The following is a 22,177-nucleotide window of genomic DNA, read 5'->3' on the forward strand; positions in this document are numbered from 1 at the left end:
GTAGAACTTTTTAATCCTTAGAACCTAGTCCGTCCATCGTATTATCCATTCCTTTGCTGTTTGGAGAGTAAACTCTTTCTTTATCTAAAAAGTAAACATCGTGTTTTGCTTTTGCGATAATTCCGTTGTACACATCTTCCGGTAAACCTGCTGTTTCAGAATTTCCTTCATTGAAAGACGGTTTATTATAAATTTTCAGCGCTCCATGCTGGTCTAAAATTTTCTTAGCATTTTGTGCTTCTACAAGTGTGGATGCATAAACCACCAAATTAATTTTCCCAACACTTTGCTTACTGTAAGCTGCTAAAATCTCATTATCGTTGACGAAAACGTGATCCCAGAAACTTTTTGTTTTTTCGTCTTCCTGATAATCTTCAGAAGTAGAATCATTATCAAATTTTGAAGTAGAAACAACAATATCTGCTTCTTGAAACCCATTATTCACTAGTTCTGTTTTGATTTCCGCTGTATCCACAGTCTCTGGAAATACTGAAATTACTGTATAAGCCATAACATTTTATTTTTTGGTTATGGTCTACAGTACAAACGTCGTGCAATTTATTGGATTCTAATCACATTTTAATCTAAAAAACGGTTCAGAATATCCACTGCACATTTCGGAAGATTAGTTCCCGGACCGAAAATAAAATCAGCCCCATTAGCATATAAAAATTCATAATCCTGTTGTGGAATTACGCCTCCGACAACAATTGTAATATCGTCTGCTCCAAGTTTTTTCAGTTCTTCAACAACTTGTGGAACTAAAGTTTTGTGACCAGCCGCCAAACTAGAAACCCCTAAAATATGAATATCATTTTCGACCGCCTGCTTCGCCACTTCTTCCGGAGTTTGAAATAAAGGTGCGACATCAACGTCAAATCCCATATCTGCAAATGCAGTAGCAACTACTTTTGCACCACGGTCATGACCGTCCTGTCCCATTTTTGCCACCATAATTCTTGGGCGACGACCTTCTTCTTCTTCAAATTTTTGAGTCAGCTCCAAAGCTTTTCCAAAGTATTCGTTTTTACCCGCATTCATAGCATAAACTCCTTGAATTGTTCTGATATTTGCTTTATAACGACCGAAAGTCTCTTCCATAGCATCGCTCATTTCGCCTAAAGTTACTCTTCTGCGAGCTGCTTCAATGCACAATGCCAAAAGATTTCCGTTTCCTGTTTTTGCAGATTCTCTGATTTGATTTAAAATATCTTCAACAGATTCAGAATTTCTTTCAGATTTAATTTTATCTAATCTTTCGATTTGTTTTCTGCGAACTTCCGTATTATCAATATCTAAAATTTCGATTGGAGTCTGTTCTAAAGCTGATTTAAATGAATTTACTCCAATAATAAATTCTTCACTGCTATCTATTTTTGCCTGTTTTCTTGCAGCAGCTTCTTCAATCCTCATTTTTGGAATTCCTGCTTCAATGGCTTTTGTCATTCCGCCTTCTTTTTCAACTTCATCGATGTATTTCATAGCTTCTTCGATCATTTGCTGAGTCAGAGATTCAACCAAATTACTTCCTCCCATCGGGTCAACAACATCACAAATTCCACTTTCCTGTTGAAGGATAATCTGTGTGTTTCTTGCAATTTTCGCCGAATAATCTGTAGGAAGTGCAATTGCTTCATCTAAAGCGTTTGTATGCAAAGATTGGGTTCCGCCTAAAGCTGAAGACAAGGCTTCAATCGCCGTTCTTGTAATATTATTGAAGGGCTCTTGTTCCGTTAAAGACCAACCTGAAGTTTGTGAATGAGTTCTTAAAGCTAAAGATTTCGGATTTTGAGGATTAAATTGTTTTAAAAGCGTTGCCCAAATATATCTTGCAGCACGCATTTTTGCAATTTCCATGAAGTGATTCATCCCGATTGCCCAGAAAAAAGATAATCTTGGAGCGAAATCATCGACATTCATTCCCGCTTTTATCCCGGTTCTTACATATTCTAAACCATCGGCTAAAGTGTAAGCCATTTCCAAAACAGGAGTTGCACCCGCTTCCTGCATATGATACCCTGAAATTGAAATGGAATTGAATTTCGGAATATTTCTCGAGGTATATTCAAAAATATCGGCAATAATTTTCATCGAAGGCGTCGGTGGATAAATGTATGTGTTACGCACCATAAATTCCTTCAAAATATCATTTTGAATCGTTCCTGAAAGCTTATCCTGAGAAACTCCCTGCTCTTCTGCGGCAACTATATAGAATGAAAGAATAGGCAAAACAGCTCCATTCATGGTCATGGAAACCGAGATTTCATCCAAAGGAATTTCATTGAACAAAATTTTCATATCCTCAACCGAATCAATGGCAACACCAGCTTTACCAACATCTCCGACAACTCTTGCATGGTCTGAATCATAACCTCTGTGCGTCGCCAAATCGAAAGCTACCGAAAGTCCTTTTTGTCCCGCTGCCAAATTTCTTCTGTAAAAAGCGTTGGATTCTTCAGCTGTTGAAAAACCGGCATACTGACGAACTGTCCAAGGTTTTTGGACATACATCGTTGAGTAGGGACCTCTTAAATACGGTGCAATTCCGGGAGAACTGTCTGCAATACTTTTATCTTTAATATCTTCAGCCGTATATTTTGATTTTAATTCTAATCCGTCTTTCTCAAATTGATAAATTTCAAGATGCTTTTCTGATATACTAAACTGGGGATTTTTATTTTGAATTTCCCTTCTCATGCGTTCTGATTTAAGATTTTAAAAGTAAGCATTTTTGGGTTAATCTTTTACTTCTGATTTTCAATACAAATAGGAAAGATTTATATGTCTAAAAATGAGATTTTTTGACACTTAAATCACAGAGAGTTTTGATTTTTATTCTGTTTTAGAAGAGCATATTAGTTCTGAAAATCTTTTGATTTCCTTATAATGAGTAGATTTTATTATGGATTTAATCTAAAAAAGCGATTTTGTACTGCTACAAAATCGCTTTTAGATCTAAAATATGGTAAATTTATTTATAATCTCTATTTAAAATTGCTTGTGCCTCCATATCAACCTCACAATCAATCTCATCTCGTGTTGGAATTGTCGCTATTCTATTAATCTCTTTTAAGAAAACTTCATCTTTTGTTTCTCTACCAAAAATGGTTAAAATCCAATATTTCCACATACCATCATTTGTTTTAAAGATTTCCATCAGATAAGGCGTTAATTTATCTGAAAATGGTTCTAAAACATCAGCAACATCATTTAGTATTGGCCAATTGATATCTTGAAGCCACTCCAATAAGTCAGGAATAATGGGCTGAATTTCCTCGAATGATAGCTTTTTTAGTTTTCTAATGTTGCTATCGTTGCCTTTTTCTTTTGGCACTAAATCTTGTAAATTCATAGTTAACCCGATTTGCTAAAATTTAATAGCACCTATTTTCCGAGCTTTTTAATCCCCATTTCATACAAAGCAAAAGAAATCAAGTCTGCATTTTCGCTGATTACCTGATCTGTTGCTCTTCCTGCTCCGTGACCTGCATTTTTCTCGATTCTTACCAAAATTGGATTTGCACATTTCTGTTTTTCCTGCAATTCTGCACCAAATTTAAATGAATGCGCCGGAACAACTCTGTCGTCATGATCACTTGTGATAATCATGGTAGATGGATAACAAGTTCCTGCTTTAACATTGTGAACTGGAGAATATGATTTCAAATAATCAAACATTTCTTTGTTGTCTTCTGCAGTTCCGTAATCGTAAGACCAACCTGCTCCAGCTGTAAATTTGTTATATCTCAACATATCTAAAACTCCAACTCCCGGAAATGCAACTTTTGCCAAATCAGGACGCATCGTCATCGTTGCACCAACTAATAAACCGCCATTTGATCTTCCTGAAAGTGCCATATATTCCTTAGAAGTATAACCTTTTGACTGCAAATATTCTCCGGCTGCGATGAAATCTTCAAATACATTTTTCTTCTGCATTTTCGTTCCTGCATCGTGCCATTTCTTACCATACTCTCCTCCTCCACGGATGTTTGGAACAGCGTAAATTCCGCCATTTTCCATCCAGATTGCATTCACCACTGAGAAAGAAGGCTGTAAGCTGATATTGAAACCGCCGTAAGAATAAAGCATCGTTGGGTTTTTACCATCGAGTTTAATCCCTTTTTTATAGTTAATCATCATCGGAACTTTTGTTCCGTCTTTTGATGTATAAAATACCTGTTCCGAAACATAATCTTCTGGATTAAATTTCACTTTAGGTTTTTGATAAATCTCAGATTTTCCTGTATCAGCATTGAATTTGTAGGTTGTTCCCGGAGTTATATAATTGCTGAAAGAATAATACATTTCCTTTTCAGCTTTTTTACCTCCAAAACGTCCTACATTTCCTTTTCCAGGCAAAGCAATTTCTCTGATCAGCTTTCCGTTTTTGTCGAACTGCTTTACTTTGTCAATCGCATCAACCATGTAGGTTGCAAAGAAATAACCTCCACCGCCGGAAATCCCCAATACATTTTCTGTTTCAGGAATAACATCTTTCCACGTTTCAGGAGATGGATTTTGAATAGTTGTTTTTACCAAACGCATATTTGGAGCATCTTTATCAGTAAAAATGTATAGATCATCACCGTCTGTATCCACAATATTTGCATTGATATCAAAACCGCTGTTGATCTGGATGAAATCGCCACCCTTTTTTAAGTCTTTAATATAAACTTCGTTTCCATTGGTTGCATTAGCCGCCGAAATAATTAAATATCTTTCGTCCTCAGAAAGGTAAGCTCCTAAATATCTTCTAGGAGTTTTTTCTCCACCGAAAATTAATTTATCTGTAGATTGTTTTGTTCCTAATTTGTGATAATAAACCTTATGCTTATCAGTCATTCCAGAAAGTACTGTCCCTTCTTTTGGTTTGTCATAGCTTGAATAATAGAAACCTTCATCACCTTGCCATGCAACACCACTAAATTTTACATCAACAATAGTCTCATCGATTTGTTTTTTAGTTACTGCATCGATAATGATGATTTTATTCCAGTCACTTCCACCTTCTGAGATGGAATATGCTGCTAAATTTCCTTTTTTGTTAAAAGATAGATTTGCAAGAGAAGTTGTTCCTTTTTCAGAAAATTTATTCGGATCTAAAAATACTTCAGTCGCTTTTGTTTTATGATTTGTTCTGTACAAAACTGATTGCGCCTGTAACCCGTTGTTTTTGTAATAATAAGTATATTCTCCTTCTTTAAAAGGTGCGCCAATCTTTTCGTAATTCCAGATATCGGTTAATTGCTTTACAATATCTTGTCTGTAAGGAATTTGCGACAAATATCTTTGACTAAAAGCTACTTCTTCATCCACCCATTTTTTGGTTGGTTCTGAGTCGTTTTCTAAGTCTCTGTACGGATCTGCAACTGCAGTTCCGAAGTAAGTATCGGTTTGATTCCCTTTTGTAGCTTTAGGATACGTCATTTTCTGAGCATAAATAGTTGCTGAAAACAAAACTCCAGCAGTTAATAAGATTGGTTTAAAATTCATTGTGAAGGATTTTCTCAAAAATACGCAAAGTTGTGGGAATAAAAAAAGCTTCTGTGGAGAGAAGCTTTAGTAAGTTTATTTAAATTGGGAAAAGAAAAAAATCAGATGCCATTAAGCTTTTACTAAAATTACCCTATCAACTCTTTAGCCTGTGTTAAAGCAGCTTCAGTAATTTTACTTCCGGAAAGAAGTTGTGCAATCTCATTCAGTTTTTCTTCTTCATTGAGCGGAATAATCGTTGACTGGGTTTTTCCCGCAACATCATGTTTCACGACTTTGTAATTATCATTTCCTTTTGCAGCAACTTGTGCTAAATGAGAAATAACAATTAACTGCATATCTCCAGACATTTCACGCATCAAATTTCCGATTTCCTCGGCGACTTTCCCGGAAACACCTGTATCGATTTCGTCTAAAATAAGCGTTGGAAGTTCATCACTTTCTGCAATGATTTTTTTCACAGCAAGCATAACTCTAGATCTTTCACCACCTGAAATTGCAGTTTGAATAGGTTTTAAAGGAAATCCTGAATTTGCCTGAAATAAAAGTTGAATATTTTCTTTTCCAAACTGATTATATTCTGAAGAATCCTTGATTTCAATATCAACTTTTGCTTTTTCAAGGCCAAGTTTTTTGAGCAAATCTTCTGCTTTTTTAATGAAAACAGGAATACTTTTCTTCCTGTTTTTTGAAAGTTTCTGACTTAAAGATTCAAGAGATTTTTCCTTTTTAGAAATATTTTCAAGAATTTCTGTTATATAAGCTTCAATTTCTGCCGTTCCTTTTTGTTCGCCCGAAAGTTGATCTCTGATTTCCCTTAAAGCTTCAATGTCTGAAACATTATGCTTAAGGAATAGCATATTTATTTTATTATTAAACTCCGAAAGCTGGGCTAATGTTTCAGGATTCATTTCAATTTTCTCAGACTCATCTTCCAATTCAGAAATGATATCTTTTACTTCCACGAAAGAGCCTTCCAATCTCGTATTAAGTTCAGAAAAATTGGTTGAAACTTCAGCAATTTTAGAAAGTTTAGATTTTGCTTCATTAAAAAATGAAAAAATTCCGATTTCTTCCTGATGAAATCTTGATAAAAGCTGAGCTAAATTTTCAGAGATCATTCCAGCGTTTTCCTGTACGGAAAGCTGGTTTTGTAAATCTTCATAATTGACATCATCCATTTTCAAATCTTCCAGTTCACTAAGAAGAAATTGCTTATAATCACCTTCTTTAGTACATTCAGAAAGTTGAGTCTGATATTTTTTAAGCTGAGTTTTTAAAGTCTGATATTCGTAAAAATCATGTTGGTAATCTTCAATCAGTTTTTTGTTATCTGAAAGTCCGTCGATTATTTTAAATTGATATTCAGCGGTAAAAAGATTAGACGTTTCAAATTGAGAATGAATATCAATCAATTGAGAAGTAAGTTCTTTCAAAATATCCAAAGTCACCGGAACATCATTGATAAATGCTCTGGACTTCCCTGAAGGCAAAATTTCGCGCCTGATAATCGTTTGATGTTCATAGTCGAGGTCGTTTTCGATAAAGAATTTTTTAAACTGATTATTCAGATCAAATTCTGTTTCGACAATACTTTTCTCTTCTGCTTTAGAAATCGATTTTATATCTGCTCTTTCGCCTAAAATCAATCGTAACGCACCCAAAATGATAGATTTACCCGCTCCCGTTTCACCGGTAATCACCTGTAAACCATTCTTTAAAGATACTTCGAGCGCATCAATAAGGGCAAAATTTTTAATATAAATTCTTGAAAGCATAGATCAAAAGCAGATTACGTTTGTTACTGCAAATATAAAATTTAGAACTCAGAATTCAAGAATTATACCTCTTACTTCCATTTATTCCACTTAGATTCTGCGTTTTTCGGCGAAAAAACAATCATTTGCTGTTTCAGCGTACCGATGTTTACCGAACCGTTATTTCCAGAATTGAAAATATTAAATATTTCATCCGCTTTTGTATCCATAAAAAGATTGAAGAAATAATTCTGCTGGAAAGAGTTTTCGTATGTTTTCAGTTGCATTAAAGCATCAAAAATAATTTTCTTTGACTGTGTCTGATCCTGATTAAATAAACCATCTAAACCCGCTCTGTGATACGTATAAATCGTAGAACGCAATTGACTCATATTAGGATTAAGAATTTCACCGATTAAAATTGAACGGCTTCTTGGTTCGTTAATTTGATTCCATCCTTCATAACCTCTGTTTTGAGAATTCTGAGCAATCTGCTGCGCTTTTGAAAACCATTGGGTCCCGCCCATCGACTGAAAACTATCAGCATCATAACCTAAAATTACATACACATAAAAACTGATAACATCAATTAAATTTTTACCGGAAAACTGTCTTTCATTAAAAATAAGATTCTCATTCTCAGCATATTCAAAAGTAAATCTGTTATCTTTTAAATTTAACAGAGGAGATTCATAAGAACTGCTAAAAACAGGACGAACCGCCTGAACAACAATCTGTGCGGTAAATTTATTGCCATCTCGATTGCTTATAACGATAGCGAAATTTGATTTAATTTTCTCAAAATTCTGAAGCTTTTTCCCTGTCCAGCTTGTATTATTGATAAAATCTCTAAGACTTTTTTCTAAAGCTTTAAAAGCACTTTGGTTACTTCCCTGTACTTGCTGATTGTTGATTTGTACCGTAGCGAGAATTTCCTGAGAAAACCCGAAATTGAATACTATCAGAAAAAAGAGTATAATTATTTTTTTCATTATCTAATTAAAAATTGAAAACGGAAATTTATAACATTTATTTTAAAAGTTGAGTTTCAATACAATCGAGAATGTCTTTTGCCACATTTTCTTTTGATTTAAGATCAAATTCCAGCTTTTCTGTTTTGGTGAATATCTTGATTTTGTTGGTATCATTTTTAAAACCGGCGCCTTCGTCACGAAGTGAATTCAGAACGATCATATCTAAATTTTTCTTTGCAAGTTTTCCTTTTGCATTTTCTTCTTCATTCTGAGTTTCCAGAGCAAAACCCACCAAAAACTGATGTGATTTTTTTTCGCCCATGGTTTTGAGAATATCCGGATTTTTGATTAATTCTATCGAAAAAGTATCTTCATTTTTTTTAATCTTTTCTGAAGCTACTACTTTTGGAGCATAATCGGCAACGGCTGCACTTGCAATTCCGATGTCGATTGTGTCGTAATATTCAAAAACTTTATTTAGCATTTCTTTTGCGGATGTAACTCGATGCAAATCTATATTTTGATGAGTAGATTTTAAAGAACTTGGTCCTGAAATAAGAATCACTTTCGCTCCTCTTTTTGCAGCTTCTTCAGCTAATGAAAAACCCATTTTCCCGGAAGAATGATTTCCAATAAAACGTACTGGGTCAATTGCCTCATAAGTTGGTCCAGCGGTAATTAAAACCGTTTTTCCTTCCAGAGATTTTTTTTTATCCGAATTAAAAAACTCTTCAATTGTCTTAACAATTGTTTCCAGTTCAGCCATTCTTCCTTGCCCAACCAAACCGCTCGCTAATTCACCACTTTCGGCTGGAATAACAGTATGGCCAAATTCTTCCGCAAGCTTTAAATTATTTTTGGTTGAAGGATGTTGATACATATCCAAATCCATTGCAGGAGCAATAAAAACAGGACATTTTGCAGACATATACGTTGCAATCATCAAATTATCACAAATTCCATGAATCATTTTTGCCAAAGTATTTGCTGTACAAGGCGCAACAATCATCACATCTGCCCAAAGAGCCATTTCTACGTGACTGTTCCAAGTTCCGTTGTCGCTGTAAAATTCAGTATAAACAGGATTTTTTGAAAGTGTGGAAAGACTTAGCTTTGTTACAAAATGTTCCGCATCGGGAGACATAATGATCTGAACTTCGGCACCTTTTTTCACCAAATCTCTGATAAGAAAATGAATTTTGTACGCAGCTATTCCACCAGAAACGGTAATGAGAATCTTTTTCCCGGAAATACTCATGTAGATTTTTTTAAAGCACTAATTTACTTATTTTTTCTTAGAAGTTCTTTTAATTAAATACTTCAATTGAAAATTCAAAATCATTAAGATAATTAAGAAGTTCAACTTAATATTCTTAACTCTGTAATAGAATCTTAATGGTTTAAAATAAAATTTAATTTAAAATTATCTCACCATATCAAAACAGCAAAGGTCATAAAAGAACCGAATCTTCTATGACCTTAGATTTTATAAAAATAAAATTGTTTTATTTTCTGTCTTCAGTTTTTCTGAAGTATACATCACCATCTAACCATTCTTGGATAGCGATAGATGTTGGTTTTGGAAGTTTTTCGTAGTGTTTTGAGATTTCGATTTGCTCTCTGTTTTCAAAAACTTCTTCCAAAGTAGAGTTGTGAACAGCAAATTCGTCTAATTTATTGTGTAATTCAGTACGGATTTCTGCATTGATCTGCTCTGCTCTTTTCCCCATGATTACAATAGCTTCATAGATTGAACCTACTTTCTCTTCAATCTTGTCTTTATCGTAAGTAATAGTATTTACTTCTGCTTTTGTATCTTTTACGCTCATTTTGAGAAAATTAATTATTTATAAGTTGGCAAATTTACGAATTATCTTTGGATTTTGAAAGTCGCCGCAGGAGGAGGAGTTTGTAACGCTGCACTATCTCTTTGAATTTGCATTGCACTCTTCTCATTTGAAATCTGATCTTTCACTTGCTGCTCTGTCTTATTCTGCTCTGCGAGCTTATCTGCAATCTTTTTCTGTTTTGCAGTAAACAATGCAATTCTTTCTTCGTTTTGTTTTTTAACTACTACAAAATCTTTCTTTTCTTTTTCAAGTTTTTGTCTTAAATCTAAAGCAGTCTTAGCATATTCTGTATTCGGAAGTTCTTTTTCAACCTGTCTTGTAAATGCTAAAGCACTTGTAATACGCTCATCTTTTAATTCATAAGTAGATCCTACAGCTAAAGAATATCGAGCTTTCATCATATAATCATAGATTTTCGGACGAAGCTTTGTGCTTGGGAAATCGTCTAAAACATTTTCAAAAGCGGTAGATGTAGCTTTATAATCTCCCATTTTATAATACTGCTTAGCGTTTTCGTAGGCTTTAAATTCTAATTTATAAGAAAGCTCATCAATTAAAGTATTGATATTTTTTGATCTTTCAGAATTTGGGTAGTTATTCAAAAATTCCTGAAGCTCATTGATTGCCAATTCTGTACTCGACTGATCTAGGTTATAATCCATAGAACCGTTGTAGTAACACAATGCAGACATATATGCAGCTTCTTCTTTTCTGTTATCCTGAGGAAAACTTACTGAGAAATTCTTAAACTGATTTCCCGCTAATCTGTAGTTTTTATCGTAATAATTGGCATATGCAGAATTGAAAACTACGTTTGGAGCATCATCTGTACCCGCAACCAAATTGGGAAGTCTGTCGTAAAGCGCCAATGCATTTTTCCACTTCTTTTTAGCAAAATTTTCGTTTGCAGCTTTAAGAATAAAGGTTTTGTCTGCACTTCTCAATGCTTTTTCCTGTTGACTCTTGCACGCTGCCAAAACAGCAATAGCGAAAATACCTAAAATATACTTTTTCATATAAAATGTAACAGTTCTCGGGTTTACCGACCTATTAATTTGCAAAAATATAACTTTTTTGCTAAAAGTTTTTTTTTTATGATTATTTAACGTAAATTTAGTCAGCTGCGTATCCCAAAACAGCAAAAACATTCATTAAAAGATTCATTCTCACCTTTTTTTCGGCTTCTTTGGTGTATGTTTCATCATCTTTGTGAGGAACATACAACTCGTAGAAATTTTTATTTCTGATAACGAATAAAGTAGAACCAATAATTGTAGTCAAAATATCTTCAGGCTTTGGAGTGAAAGTAAAAACTCCTGTAGTAACACCTTTTTTAATGACTTCATCTAATTTTCTAACGAAAAGCTGGTAAAAATCTAAAAGTTCATCTTTCAAATTCTCAGTGTGACGAAGTTCCTGAGTAACAAAACCGTGAAAATAATTATACCTGAAAAGTTGACTGACAATATATTTAATCATTTCTTTCATCTGCATTTCCGGTCTGCCATCTTTGATTGTATCTGCAAATTCTGAAAAATTTTCTCTCGTTTTCAAAACCCGATACTGATAAAGATAAGCCATCATTTTTTCCTTAGAGCCGAAATAATAAGAAATCATTGCCACATTAATGTTGGCTTTTGTACAAATATCTCTTACAGATGTGCCTTCATAACCTTTTCTGGCGATAAGTTCTTCGGCAATATCAAGAATATGAATTTGCTTCTCAGAGAATTTTTTTCCCATAGTTACGTTTTTAGTAAAGTTAGCAAATTTTTAACATATCTATAAACAGATGTTTAATTATTTTAAATCTTGCTTAATTGTAGTATTTTTGAATATGGATTTTTTTGATTTTCATCATCATAAAGAAAATAAAGAGCTTGGAATTTACAATTTGGATTATGGAAAAACTCCGCCTCAACATTTGTATTCAATTGGAATTCATCCGCAAGATATTCAAGAAGAAAATATTGAAAATCAATTCAATTGGCTAAATTCCAACATTACAGAAAATTGTTTTGCTATCGGAGAATGCGGATTGGATGGATTGATTGAAGTTGATCAAAAAACACAGGGAGACGTTTTTAAAAAGCAAATTGAGCTGTCAAATGAGCTTAAAAAACCTTTGATCATTCATTGTGTAAGAAAGTTTTATGAAGTGATTTCATTTAAAAAATACGCTCATCAAGCGATGATTATTCATGGTTTTAATAAAAAACAAAGCATTGCCGACGATTTGCTGAAAAATAATTTTTATTTGAGTTTTGGAAAACCTGTTTTGTATAATCTATCTTTGCAGAACATTTTAAAGACAATTCCTTTAGATAAAATATTTTTAGAAACTGATAATGAAGATTTTAATATCGAAGAATTATACCTGAAAGTTTCAGAATTAAAAGAAATTTCTTTAGAAAATCTCAACAAACAAATTGTAGAAAATTTAGAAACGATACAAAATGGATAAATTTTGGCTTGAAAGAACAGAGTTACTGATAAAAGAAGAAGGTGTAGAAAAACTAAGCAAAGCAGCTGTTTTGGTTGTCGGTTTGGGAGGAGTTGGCTCTTTTGCAGCTGAGTTTTTAGCCAGAGCCGGAATAGGAAAAATGACTATTGTTGATGGGGACACAGTAGATATTACCAATATCAACAGACAACTTCCCGCTTTACACTCTACCATAGGAAAACACAAAGTAGATGTTGTTGCAGACCGATTGATGGACATTAATCCCAATCTTGAACTTTTAAAAGTTAATGAATTTTTGAATCCTGAAAGAATGGAAGAAATTTTGGATGCCGGAAATTTCGATTACGTTTTAGATTGTATCGATAGCGTAACCCCAAAAGTCACTTTATTAATTGCCGCAAAACGAAGAAAAATAAAGGTTGTAAGCTCGATGGGTGCAGGAGGAAAATCCGATCCTTCTAAAGTTGTTGTACGTGATTTGAGCAAAACTCAGCATTGTCATCTTGCCCGTGAAGTGAGAAAGAGATTGAAAAAAGTAAAAATCGATAAAGGAATTCGTTGCGTATTTTCTGATGAAATTCAGGATGAAGACAGCTTAAAAATGACCGACGGAAGCAATTACAAAAGATCTTTTTATGGAACAATAAGTTTTATTCCGGCAATTTTCGGTTTGTACGCTGCTGCAGAAGTCATCAATTACTTAGTGAATAAAGACTAATGTCTGATTTTAAATATCCAAAACAAGAAAAACTCAAAAAAGACACTGAGATCACCTTACTTTTCGCAAAAGGTAAATGGAGAAGTTCTGGAAATTTGCGAATTATTATTCTTAAAAACCATGCTGATTTACAAACTGAAAATGTAAAACTAGGAGTTTCGGTTTCAAAGAGATATTTCAAAAAAGCAGTTTATAGAAATCGTGTCAAAAGGCTTTTGCGAGAATGCTATCGTTTAAATAAAGATCTTTTTAGAGAAAGTTTTGGAGACAAAACCATTGCGATGTTATTTTGGGTTTCTAATGAACTTCCCGAAAAATTTCAGGATGTGGAGGCAGAATTTATAAAATTATGTCAGTCTCAATCTCAAAAGAAATCACCATCTGTTTAAATTAAACAATTTCGTTTTATAGATAATGGTTGCGCTCCTACGGAGCGCAATTTGATTTTGTTACCATATTTCTACAAAGGTTTTTACTCCTACGGAGCAAAATGACTTTTTAATAATGAAACTTCATAAAAATTGTTTCTAAATTCAATCTGAATATTTTTTGTAGCTTTAAGAAAACAATTGACGAATTAAAATGCTTGATCAAATTCCTTATCTTCCGTATGTTCTGAGTGCATTTATTGGTATCGGACTTGCTGCTTCTGCCGGCTTCAGAGTTTTTCTGCCATTATTTGCTGTGAGTTTAGCTTCCTATTTTCAATGGATTCCCACCCATGAAAGTTTTGATTGGCTTTCTGGTCTTCCTGCCTTGATTACAACGGGAATTGCGACGATTGCAGAAATTTTAGCGTATTATATTCCTGTTATTGATAATTTTTTAGATACGATTTCTGTTCCGATGGCAACGATTGCCGGTTCGTTACTTTTTGCGAGTCAGTTTGCAGATTTAGGAACATTTTCACAATGGGGATTGGCCTTAATTGCGGGAGGAGGAACTGCAGCCACAATCAGTTCAGGGTTTGCAGGAATTCGGGCGGCATCAACAGCAACAACGGGCGGATTGGGAAATTCCGTAGTTGGAACTACAGAAACCGCAGGAGCTGGAGTTATGGCAATATTAGCAATGATTGCTCCGGTAATTGCAGCATTTTTAGCAATCGCAACGGTAATTATAGTAGTGATTTTAGGAAGAAAAGCTTTAAAAAAATTACGGAAACGAAAAGAAACTTCTAATTATTTATAAAAAAACGGCAGAACTTTGAAATTCTGCCGTTTGTATTTTAATTTAGTTTTTTCCTCGATTATCTTTAATATCCTGAATTTTATTTTCAAAATATTCTTTTCGGTCAGGATGTTTATTGATTAATACTTGAAAAGCATTGATTGCTTTTGTGTACAGCTTCTGCTCAATGTAAAGATTTGCCAGAGTTTCGGTCATTAAGTGCGAAATATCGTCTGTTTTTTCTTTTACAACAAAACTTACCTCATCTTTCAGCTGACTGATTTTTGGATTGTTTTCAATGAATGATTCAATGACTTTATTCTTATTTTCAACTTTAGCTTTTTCAACTTCTTCGGTTCTGTCGATTTTCAGCCAGCTTTGCCAAGTATTGATAAATCCTGGGACATTACTATCGTCAAGAATTTTAGATTCCGTACTCAAAATCGGTTTTTGAACTTTTCCTTCAACTGGTTGATCTTCTTCTTCTTCTTCTTCTTCTTCTTCTTCTTCTTCTTTCTTAATCGGTAAACTTGAAATATCAGTTCCAAAAAACGAAACATTCATCACAGGAACGTCATCTTTTTCTATTGAGATTTGTTCAGTTTCTATTTCTTTAACATTTTCAACTTCATCGACAATTCCTTCTGAATTATTTTCTGCGACAACTTCTGAGCTCTTTTCCTCTGAAACAATTTCTTCAGAAACCTCTGCAATATCTTCTGTTTTTAAAACGTCTTCAGATTTAACCTCGATTTTTCTGCTAAAAGAATCCGGAGTATGAGATTCAAAACTCATTGGTTTCCAAGCCGAAACTACTTCTTCAATTACATTTTCCGTTTTTTCGTCAGAATTTCCTTCTTCTAATCTCTCTTCAACAATTGATTCAGCGATTTTCACCACCGTTTCTTCTGCTGCTTTTTGCTCTTCACCTACATGAAATTCCTGAGTTTCAGCAAAACTTATTTCTCCACTTACTTCTTCCTGAATTTCAGAGCTTTCTGCATCCTCTTTTTTCTGAGTCTTCATCTTTTTTTCAACTTCTTCAATCAGGCGACGCATTTCGTCTTCATGTTTGTTGATATTAGATTTTGGAATTGCAACAACAGTTTTTTGCTCAGATTTATTCGCTTCAATTTTTATTTCAGGAAGGAAAGAATCGGTTGCGTGGAAACTCAATTCTGCATCATCATTTACTTTTTCGGCAACATTTTCAGAATCAATTTTATCTTCTTCGATAATAGTTTCGGGATTCAAAACTTCTGAAATCGCTTCTGATTCTAAAGATTCATTACTATTTTCTTCCTGAATACTTTCTTCTGAAATTTCAGTTTCAGGTTTAAAAGATTCTATTTTGATGAAACTTAATTCAGAATCGTCATTAATTTTTTCTTCAACTTTTTCTGAATCAATCTTATCTTCATTGATAACCGTTTCAATATTTAAATCTTCAGAAATTTCTTCAGTTGGGTTAGAATCTAAAACGGTTTCATTTTCAACCGGCTTCTCATCTTCTACAACCTCTGTTTCAGGCGTAAAAGTTTCGATTTTTTGAAAGCTTATTTCAGATTCATCATTTATCTTTTCTTCTATTTTTTCAGAATCAATTTTATCTTCATTGATAATAGTTTCTGAAGGTGCAGCAACAAAATCAGCTTCATTTTCAAATTTAATTTCCTCTTTATCCGAAAGATTTTCTTCTTGTGATGAAATTGGCTTTTGAGTAACAATTACACCCGATTCCAAAGTAGATTCAAGATCAATGGTTTCGTTATTTACTTCTTCAAGGAAGTTTTCTTCGCCTTCAAATAAAATTCGGTTGCGCTCTCCATCAACAAAAACGTGTTTTATTTCTGGTTTTGGAGTTAATAAAGATTCAGAAACAGCTTCATAATCATGTTTTGGAGCAATATTTTCAACAACTGAAATTTCAGCGTCTTCTGTTTTTTGTATCGAAGTTTCTTCTATCTTTTCTTCAATAACAGGAGTTTCTTCTACAACTTTTTCAGCTTTCATCTGCTGAATTTTACCATTAATTAAATGATAAAGAATTTTCTTATCTGTTGTATAAGCAGCCGTAGTTGATAATTCTTTCTGATAATTTTCTTTATCGAAAAGATGAACTCCGTATAAATGCAGCGCACGAATGTTTTGAATATAGGGGAAAGAATTAATTTCTTCTTTCAAAAGATGGAGATCTTCTGACTGTATATTTTTCGGATTTTTTAATAATTCTAAAACTCTAGTATTCATCATATTACCAATTCGCTACGATGTCGTTAAATATTTTGTTGATAATTCTGTCTGTTGCAATTTTCACCTGCGAAGTTTCAATCTGATCTTGCGAAAGACTTGTGTTGAAAACCGCCTCATCAGAGAAATTTTTATCAAAATTCAGTTCTGGATGTAATTTATTTTCATAACGAACTTTCACGGTGATTGTCAGTTTATTCTGAGACTCCTGAATTGTTCCCGCAGAAGTTTGTTGGGTTGTGGAAGTAATCGTTGTCGGAGAAATTGTATAATCTGTGATTTCCCCTTCAATCAGAATATCGGGATTTGATTTTGTTCCTTTCAGAGTGGTACGCTGTAAAAATCTGTTTTGAATATCTGTAGAAAACTGCTGTGATAAAGTAGGATTTACCAATGCAGAATTATTAGGAAACTCATTAATCTGCACAGTTTTTTCGTCGGTAAGAGACGATCCTGTGAAGCTGTAACAAGAATTGAGCAATCCTACAGATACAATTAAAAGTAAAAGATTTTTAAGCTGATTCATTATAAATTATATTTTAATCTTAATATTTTTCTTTGATACCGATCTCGGTAATTTCGTCGTATTCAATTTGTTGAATAGCGTCTTCGAATGCAAAATAGTTTGCAGCATAAAGAAAGGGCATTGTTAAAAAAAGTCCGATACCACATGCAAGAATACCAATTTGAGATAAAAGACTTGCAACCAATGAGAATAAGAAAATGTTTAACAGATTTCCTTTTGTCATTACTTTAGAAATATTCCAGGCAGTTTTGATATCTGTAATTCCTTTGAAACTAATTAATGGGGAAATGTAAAATCCTTTTAATAAGAAATAGTAAATAGCAAAAAACACAACAAACATATAGGGGAACATCAGAACTGCAAACATTGGGTTTGCTTCTCCATTTCCATCAGCAGTAATTGCGGCTAATCCTCCGAAAATAATAAACGGAATGTACAAAACAAACACACCTCCAATTATAATCAACTGTAAAATAAAATAAGGCATAAAGTCTTTAAAATCGAAAATTTCGCCCGCACTTGGATTTTGATTTTTGTTTAGTTTACGTAAATATTTGTAGAAATTCCCCATTGCTAAAAGTCCACAAAATGGGATAATCGACATCAGAAAAGTTACCAAAAAGCCTACGAAAACACTTCCGAAATCTCTCTTTAAAAGTTCAAAACCTTTGTTGATGTACTCGCCAAATTTAAAATTGATTGGTTTAGGTGTTAAATTTACATTCATAATTTAGTGTATTATTTTATTCTTCTAAGTTGTATTGTTTTATTTTCCTGTATAAAGTTCTTTGTGAAATACCCAACTCATCTGCCGCTCTGTTTCTTCTGCCATTGTGCTTTTCTAATGCTTTGATAATTAAATCTTTTTCATTATTCTGAAGAGACAACGATTCGGGAGTATTTTCTTCTACTTCAATGTCTTCAAAATCTTCGTACGAATCATCTGAATTTGATATAATCGTCGGATTCTGAACATTTTGAATATTCTGATTATTGTTGTTATTATTTTCAAAATATAACAAAGAATTCGCATTTGCAGTTTGCTGTGTTTCAGGAGTATAAATTCTGTTAATTAAATTTTTCTCCTGATTGCTCAGATCTGCAGTTCCTCGGTTCTTAATCAGTTCCGAAGTTAAGGATTTTAAATCATTTAAATCATTACGCATATCGAAGAGAATTTTATACATAATTTCTCTTTCGTTACCAAAATCACTCTGTTTCTGATGGTTTTGAGTATGATTCACCACCATTGGCAAATGCGCATCCATTGGAATATATTCTGCCAATTTTGCAACCGTTACGTTTCGCTCACGTTCCACAACTGTCATTTGCTCAACCAAATTTCTCAGCTGACGAACGTTCCCCGGAAAAGCATAACTTTCAATATAATGTACTGCGCTTGAGTCGAGTTCTAACTCAGGCATTCTGTATTTTTCGGCAAAATCGATTGCAAATTTTCTGAATAAAAGATGAATATCACCTTTTCTTTCTCTCAAAGCAGGCATGTCTATCTGAACGGTATTCAGACGATAAAACAAATCTTCACGGAATCTTCCGTCATGAATTGCCTTCATCATATTCACATTGGTTGCCGCAACAATTCTCACATTAGTTTTCTGAACCTGTGAAGAACCTACTTTCATGAATTCACCGCTTTCCAAAACTCTCAACAAACGAACCTGCGTCTGTAAAGGCAATTCGCCCACCTCATCAAGGAAAATTGTTCCGCCATCTGCGACTTCAAAATATCCTTTTCTTGTTGCTGTTGCTCCTGTAAAAGCTCCTTTTTCGTGCCCGAAAAGCTCGGAATCAATAGTTCCTTCCGGAATAGCTCCACAGTTTACGACAATGTACGGTTGATGTTTTCTTTTAGATTCTGAATGAATAATTTTTGGAATAAATTCTTTACCAACACCACTTTCTCCAATTACAAGAACTGAAATATCGGTTGGTGCAACTTGAATTGATTTTTCTAAAGCACGGTTAAGTGCGGGAAAATTTCCGATAATTCCGAAACGGTTTTTTATATTTTGTAGCTCGCTGCTCATAGTCAATTTTAGATTATTTTTCTACAGTTCAATTTTTATCTGTAGAAGATTAGTTAATTTGTTAAGAATGATTTTAATTTTATCTTTATAATAATTAACTGATTACATTTAAATAATCTTTATTTCTGATTTTTGAAACTTTAGTTTTAAAATATAAAATATTAGCAAAGAGATTTTCTTTACTATTTTTCTCAAAGCTTTTCAGAAGCTGATTATGTTTTTCTTTTTCAGAAAAATCTGCTTCCGATTTATTTTTATAAGAATTATCTTTTTGTTTTCCTGAGAAGAATTTCTCAATAAGATCAATGGCGTTTTGTTTATGACCAATTGCAAAATTGCGAATTGTTTCATTTCTAAAACAATATTCTTGCGAAATTTCACATTCATTGCCTAAAATTCGGTTATAAATCTCGAACAGTTGTTTGCAATCTTCACTTTTGATAGATCCGTTGCTTACCTGCGCCGAGATATTACTGCAAATCATCACCAATAAAACACTGAGGCAATATTTTTGAAATTTTTCCATTGTCTAGTTTATTGAGTTAATATTGATAATAATTTTATTTAATTCTAAATTTAGGCTAACTTACTATTTCACCGTTTCTCCTAAAAGCGTGCCTTGAGTATTGTTAAAAACAAAAACGTTCACAATGTCACCCAATTTCTGACCTTCCTGCATATCGAACACACAAACCGCATTTTGAGAATTCCTTCCTTTCCATTGGTTTTTGTTCTTTTTAGAAATTCCTTCAATCAACACTTCGTGTACTCTTCCAACATAACCTTCCATTCTTTTTCTTGAAAGTTCGCCTTGCAAAGCAATAACTTCTGCCAATCGTCTCTGTTTAACATCAGCCGGAATATTGTCTTCCATTTTTTTGTGAGCAGGAGTTCCTGGTCTTTCAGAATATGAGAACATATAGCCGTAATCGAATTCAACTTCTCTCATTAAACTTAAAGTATCTTGATGATCTTCTTCAGTTTCGTTGCAGAAACCGATAATCATATCTTGTGAAAACGAAATATCCGGAACGATTTCTTTCGCTTTTCTAATTAATTCTAAATATTCTTCTCTTGTATGTTGTCTGTTCATAGCTTCCAGCATTTTGTTGCTTCCACTTTGAACAGGTAAGTGAACATAATTACAGATATTATCGTGTTTAGCAATCATTCTGAAAACCTCCAAATCCATATCCTGAGGATTGGATGTTGAAAATCTTATTCTCATTTGAGGAACTGCTTTTGCAACAGAATCAAGCAGTTGAGAAAAATTAATCGCTGTAGCTTTCTGCATTTCAGATGCTTTGGCAAAATCTTTCTTAGGACCGCCTCCATACCAAAGGTAAGAATCTACGTTTTGGCCCAATAAGGTAATTTCTTTGTAACCGCTTTCCCAAAGACTTTTACATTCCTCCAAAATAGAATGTGGATCACGGCTTCTCTCACGACCTCTCGTAAATGGAACAACGCAAAAAGTACACATATTATCGCAACCTCTCGTTATTGTAACGAACGCTGTAACGCCATTTCCGCCTAAACGAACCGGATTAATATCTGCGTAAGTCTCTTCTTTTGAAAGAATTACATTGATGGCATCTCTTCCGTCTTCAGTTTCTTTTAATAAGTTTGGTAAATCTCTGTACGCATCGGGACCAACAACAAGATCAACCAATTGTTCCTCTTCCAAGAATTTGGTTTTCAGTCTTTCAGCCATGCAACCTAAAACTCCAACCGTCATGTTTGGACGTTCTTTTTTTAGATTTTTGAATTGCGCAAGTCTCATTCTCACAGTTTGTTCAGCCTTTTCACGAATTGAACAAGTATTAAGGAGAATTAAATCTGCTTCTTCTACTTTTAAAGTGGTATTGTAACCTTGCTCGTTAAGAATTGACGCAACAATTTCAGAATCTGAGAAATTCATCTGACAACCGTAGCTTTCTAAAAACAGTTTTTTAGAATTTCCGGTCTTTTCTGCAATGGCAAAGGCTTCACCCTGTTTTGTTTCGTCTATATATTTTTCCTGCACTGTAGTCGATTTAAAGTTCAGAATTCAAAAATACAAGATTATGCAATAATGAATTTAAATTTTGAACAAATTGAATTTGCAAAGATACAAAATATTGTGACAGATTGTCAGACCCAAATAATTAGAGTTAAAATACTTTATCAAACATATTTAGATTAATTAGCATTAAACCTTATTGGCATTCTAAAAACCTGTTTTATGGGAACGCCTTTATAATAACTTGGTTTCCAGTAAGATTTTTTTGTATTTGATGCACAATCAACAACCATTTTATTAAACTTTTCTAAATTTGACTCATTATCAATATAAAAAAAGCCAGCTTCCCCTTTGGTATTTACATCAAAATTAATTGTAAAAGAATAATCAATATTAGATTTATAACCAGTTGCATCAAAACATTTTACAAAGTTTTCTCTAAACTTCATAATATTGCTTTCTTTGTCTTTATGCATATATACAGGCTTTGAAAATTCGTCTTCACTGAATTCCCCTTTAAATAGCAAATCATCAGTAAAAAGAGTACAAAACATAGCGGCCGTTTTATTTCCGTTCAATTCTGCTGCTTTCCAGTTTTTCATATCCTTCATAACTTCCAAAACCTTATCTTTCATACATTTATTATTCTCAACTGCATCTGAATCATCATCTGAAACATATTTAACCTTATTATCTGGGTAAACAATGAATCTCATAAATAAAGCTTCAGTTTTAGCACAAGGTTTTAGGTTGTTTTTTATGATTGCTTTCTGGATATCATTATTGTATGCTTGTCGCCCTCCTTCATAAAAATCCTGACCAGTAGGGTAGTTATATAAAACCTGTGCATGAATACAGCAAAAAATAAATGAACTAATAAGAATTAAAATTTTAATTTTCATGATAAAAATATTAAAAAAGC

The 22,177-nt window shown here is 33.4% G+C and carries 21 protein-coding genes; 4 read left to right on the forward strand and 17 right to left on the reverse strand.

Annotated elements, in window-relative coordinates:
• Window positions 1–10 precede the first annotated feature (10 nt).
• The 10 genes from OEA66_RS19480 to OEA66_RS19525 all read right to left on the reverse strand — a co-directional run bounded on the left by OEA66_RS19480 (window position 11) and on the right by OEA66_RS19525 (window position 11,820).
• Window positions 11–511, reverse strand: a complete 501-nt coding sequence (locus OEA66_RS19480; RefSeq protein ID WP_267282980.1) for a hypothetical protein — start codon at window positions 509–511, stop codon at window positions 11–13.
• 68 nt (window positions 512–579) lie between these two features.
• Window positions 580–2,697 carry a methylmalonyl-CoA mutase gene (scpA, locus tag OEA66_RS19485; RefSeq protein ID WP_267282981.1) on the reverse strand — a complete coding sequence of 706 codons (2,118 nt, stop codon included), beginning with the start codon at window positions 2,695–2,697 and terminating at the stop codon, window positions 580–582.
• Between the two features lie 274 nt (window positions 2,698–2,971).
• The gene (locus OEA66_RS19490; protein WP_267282982.1) at window positions 2,972–3,352 is read right to left on the reverse strand and encodes a DUF5071 domain-containing protein; all 381 of its coding nucleotides are present in this window, start codon (window positions 3,350–3,352) and stop codon (window positions 2,972–2,974) included.
• 32 nt (window positions 3,353–3,384) lie between these two features.
• Complete coding sequence (locus OEA66_RS19495; RefSeq protein ID WP_267283012.1) at window positions 3,385–5,430, reverse strand: prolyl oligopeptidase family serine peptidase; 2,046 nt, start codon at window positions 5,428–5,430, stop codon at window positions 3,385–3,387.
• A gap of 194 nt (window positions 5,431–5,624) precedes the next feature.
• Window positions 5,625–7,274, reverse strand: coding sequence for a DNA repair protein RecN (locus OEA66_RS19500; RefSeq protein ID WP_267282983.1), 1,650 nt, complete (start codon window positions 7,272–7,274; stop codon window positions 5,625–5,627).
• Window positions 7,275–7,345: 71 nt separating this feature from the next.
• Entirely contained in the window at window positions 7,346–8,245 is a 900-nt protein-coding gene (porD, locus tag OEA66_RS19505) for a type IX secretion system protein PorD (RefSeq protein ID WP_267282984.1), read from the reverse strand.
• Window positions 8,246–8,282: 37 nt separating this feature from the next.
• Window positions 8,283–9,485, reverse strand: a complete 1,203-nt coding sequence (gene coaBC / locus OEA66_RS19510; RefSeq protein ID WP_267282985.1) for a bifunctional phosphopantothenoylcysteine decarboxylase/phosphopantothenate--cysteine ligase CoaBC — start codon at window positions 9,483–9,485, stop codon at window positions 8,283–8,285.
• 247 nt (window positions 9,486–9,732) lie between these two features.
• Window positions 9,733–10,056 (reverse strand): DNA-directed RNA polymerase subunit omega, encoded by a 324-nt coding sequence (locus OEA66_RS19515; protein WP_267282986.1) that lies wholly within the window; start codon window positions 10,054–10,056, stop codon window positions 9,733–9,735.
• Between the two features lie 41 nt (window positions 10,057–10,097).
• Window positions 10,098–11,093, reverse strand: a complete 996-nt coding sequence (locus tag OEA66_RS19520; RefSeq protein ID WP_267282987.1) for an outer membrane protein assembly factor BamD — start codon at window positions 11,091–11,093, stop codon at window positions 10,098–10,100.
• A gap of 97 nt (window positions 11,094–11,190) precedes the next feature.
• Window positions 11,191–11,820, reverse strand: a complete 630-nt coding sequence (locus tag OEA66_RS19525) for a TetR/AcrR family transcriptional regulator (RefSeq protein WP_267282988.1) — start codon at window positions 11,818–11,820, stop codon at window positions 11,191–11,193.
• A 94-nt stretch (window positions 11,821–11,914) separates the two neighbouring features.
• On the opposite strand from OEA66_RS19525, the gene OEA66_RS19530 reads away from it, so the two are divergent.
• The 4 genes from OEA66_RS19530 (at window position 11,915) to OEA66_RS19545 (ending at window position 14,450) form a co-directional block, all read left to right on the forward strand.
• On the forward strand, window positions 11,915–12,541 hold the full coding sequence (locus OEA66_RS19530) for a TatD family hydrolase (RefSeq protein WP_267282989.1): 627 nt from the start codon (window positions 11,915–11,917) through the stop codon (window positions 12,539–12,541).
• Window positions 12,534–13,259, forward strand: coding sequence for a tRNA threonylcarbamoyladenosine dehydratase (locus OEA66_RS19535; RefSeq protein ID WP_267282990.1), 726 nt, complete (start codon window positions 12,534–12,536; stop codon window positions 13,257–13,259). The genes OEA66_RS19530 and OEA66_RS19535 overlap by 8 nt, the downstream gene beginning before the upstream one ends.
• Complete coding sequence (gene rnpA / locus OEA66_RS19540) at window positions 13,259–13,648, forward strand: ribonuclease P protein component (protein ID WP_267282991.1); 390 nt, start codon at window positions 13,259–13,261, stop codon at window positions 13,646–13,648. Before OEA66_RS19535 ends, rnpA begins: the two co-directional genes overlap by 1 nt.
• Before the next feature lie 193 nt (window positions 13,649–13,841).
• Entirely contained in the window at window positions 13,842–14,450 is a 609-nt protein-coding gene (locus OEA66_RS19545; RefSeq protein ID WP_267282992.1) for a DUF4126 domain-containing protein, read from the forward strand.
• A gap of 42 nt (window positions 14,451–14,492) precedes the next feature.
• Here the strand turns inward: OEA66_RS19545 and OEA66_RS19550 are convergent, their stop codons facing one another.
• The 7 genes from OEA66_RS19550 to OEA66_RS19580 form a co-directional block, all read right to left on the reverse strand.
• Window positions 14,493–16,682, reverse strand: a complete 2,190-nt coding sequence (locus OEA66_RS19550) for a DUF8458 domain-containing protein (RefSeq protein WP_267282993.1) — start codon at window positions 16,680–16,682, stop codon at window positions 14,493–14,495.
• A gap of 1 nt (window position 16,683) precedes the next feature.
• Entirely contained in the window at window positions 16,684–17,205 is a 522-nt protein-coding gene (locus OEA66_RS19555) for an LptE family protein (protein ID WP_267282994.1), read from the reverse strand.
• Between the two features lie 19 nt (window positions 17,206–17,224).
• Window positions 17,225–17,932: a hypothetical protein gene (locus OEA66_RS19560; RefSeq protein WP_267282995.1), complete on the reverse strand. Its 708-nt coding sequence runs from the start codon at window positions 17,930–17,932 to the stop codon at window positions 17,225–17,227.
• 16 nt (window positions 17,933–17,948) lie between these two features.
• On the reverse strand, window positions 17,949–19,253 hold the full coding sequence (locus OEA66_RS19565; RefSeq protein ID WP_267282996.1) for a sigma-54 interaction domain-containing protein: 1,305 nt from the start codon (window positions 19,251–19,253) through the stop codon (window positions 17,949–17,951).
• A 94-nt stretch (window positions 19,254–19,347) separates the two neighbouring features.
• The gene (locus OEA66_RS19570) at window positions 19,348–19,779 is read right to left on the reverse strand and encodes a hypothetical protein (protein WP_267282997.1); all 432 of its coding nucleotides are present in this window, start codon (window positions 19,777–19,779) and stop codon (window positions 19,348–19,350) included.
• 63 nt (window positions 19,780–19,842) lie between these two features.
• Window positions 19,843–21,279, reverse strand: coding sequence for a tRNA (N6-isopentenyl adenosine(37)-C2)-methylthiotransferase MiaB (miaB, locus tag OEA66_RS19575; protein WP_267282998.1), 1,437 nt, complete (start codon window positions 21,277–21,279; stop codon window positions 19,843–19,845).
• A 155-nt stretch (window positions 21,280–21,434) separates the two neighbouring features.
• On the reverse strand, window positions 21,435–22,157 hold the full coding sequence (locus OEA66_RS19580) for a hypothetical protein (protein ID WP_267282999.1): 723 nt from the start codon (window positions 22,155–22,157) through the stop codon (window positions 21,435–21,437).
• Between the last annotated feature and the right edge of the window lie 20 nt (window positions 22,158–22,177).

It is taken from the genome of Chryseobacterium luquanense (assembly GCF_026460945.1).
Lineage (GTDB): Bacteria > Bacteroidota > Bacteroidia > Flavobacteriales > Weeksellaceae > Chryseobacterium > Chryseobacterium luquanense.

Coding starts and splice junctions, on each gene's coding strand:
- OEA66_RS19545 (WP_267282992.1), top strand. CDS start 13,842: ATGCTTGATCAAATTCCTTATCTTCCGTATGTTCTGAGTGCATTTATT.
- coaBC (WP_267282985.1), bottom strand. CDS start 9,485: ATGAGTATTTCCGGGAAAAAGATTCTCATTACCGTTTCTGGTGGAATA.
- OEA66_RS19555 (WP_267282994.1), bottom strand. CDS start 17,205: ATGAATCAGCTTAAAAATCTTTTACTTTTAATTGTATCTGTAGGATTG.
- OEA66_RS19565 (WP_267282996.1), bottom strand. CDS start 19,253: ATGAGCAGCGAGCTACAAAATATAAAAAACCGTTTCGGAATTATCGGA.
- OEA66_RS19535 (WP_267282990.1), top strand. CDS start 12,534: ATGGATAAATTTTGGCTTGAAAGAACAGAGTTACTGATAAAAGAAGAA.
- OEA66_RS19550 (WP_267282993.1), bottom strand. CDS start 16,682: ATGATGAATACTAGAGTTTTAGAATTATTAAAAAATCCGAAAAATATA.
- OEA66_RS19480 (WP_267282980.1), bottom strand. CDS start 511: ATGGCTTATACAGTAATTTCAGTATTTCCAGAGACTGTGGATACAGCG.
- OEA66_RS19490 (WP_267282982.1), bottom strand. CDS start 3,352: ATGAATTTACAAGATTTAGTGCCAAAAGAAAAAGGCAACGATAGCAAC.
- scpA (WP_267282981.1), bottom strand. CDS start 2,697: ATGAGAAGGGAAATTCAAAATAAAAATCCCCAGTTTAGTATATCAGAA.
- rnpA (WP_267282991.1), top strand. CDS start 13,259: ATGTCTGATTTTAAATATCCAAAACAAGAAAAACTCAAAAAAGACACT.
- porD (WP_267282984.1), bottom strand. CDS start 8,245: ATGAAAAAAATAATTATACTCTTTTTTCTGATAGTATTCAATTTCGGG.
- OEA66_RS19580 (WP_267282999.1), bottom strand. CDS start 22,157: ATGAAAATTAAAATTTTAATTCTTATTAGTTCATTTATTTTTTGCTGT.
- OEA66_RS19530 (WP_267282989.1), top strand. CDS start 11,915: ATGGATTTTTTTGATTTTCATCATCATAAAGAAAATAAAGAGCTTGGA.
- OEA66_RS19560 (WP_267282995.1), bottom strand. CDS start 17,932: ATGAATGTAAATTTAACACCTAAACCAATCAATTTTAAATTTGGCGAG.
- OEA66_RS19495 (WP_267283012.1), bottom strand. CDS start 5,430: ATGACGTATCCTAAAGCTACAAAAGGGAATCAAACCGATACTTACTTC.
- OEA66_RS19500 (WP_267282983.1), bottom strand. CDS start 7,274: ATGCTTTCAAGAATTTATATTAAAAATTTTGCCCTTATTGATGCGCTC.
- OEA66_RS19515 (WP_267282986.1), bottom strand. CDS start 10,056: ATGAGCGTAAAAGATACAAAAGCAGAAGTAAATACTATTACTTACGAT.
- OEA66_RS19520 (WP_267282987.1), bottom strand. CDS start 11,093: ATGAAAAAGTATATTTTAGGTATTTTCGCTATTGCTGTTTTGGCAGCG.
- OEA66_RS19525 (WP_267282988.1), bottom strand. CDS start 11,820: ATGGGAAAAAAATTCTCTGAGAAGCAAATTCATATTCTTGATATTGCC.
- OEA66_RS19570 (WP_267282997.1), bottom strand. CDS start 19,779: ATGGAAAAATTTCAAAAATATTGCCTCAGTGTTTTATTGGTGATGATT.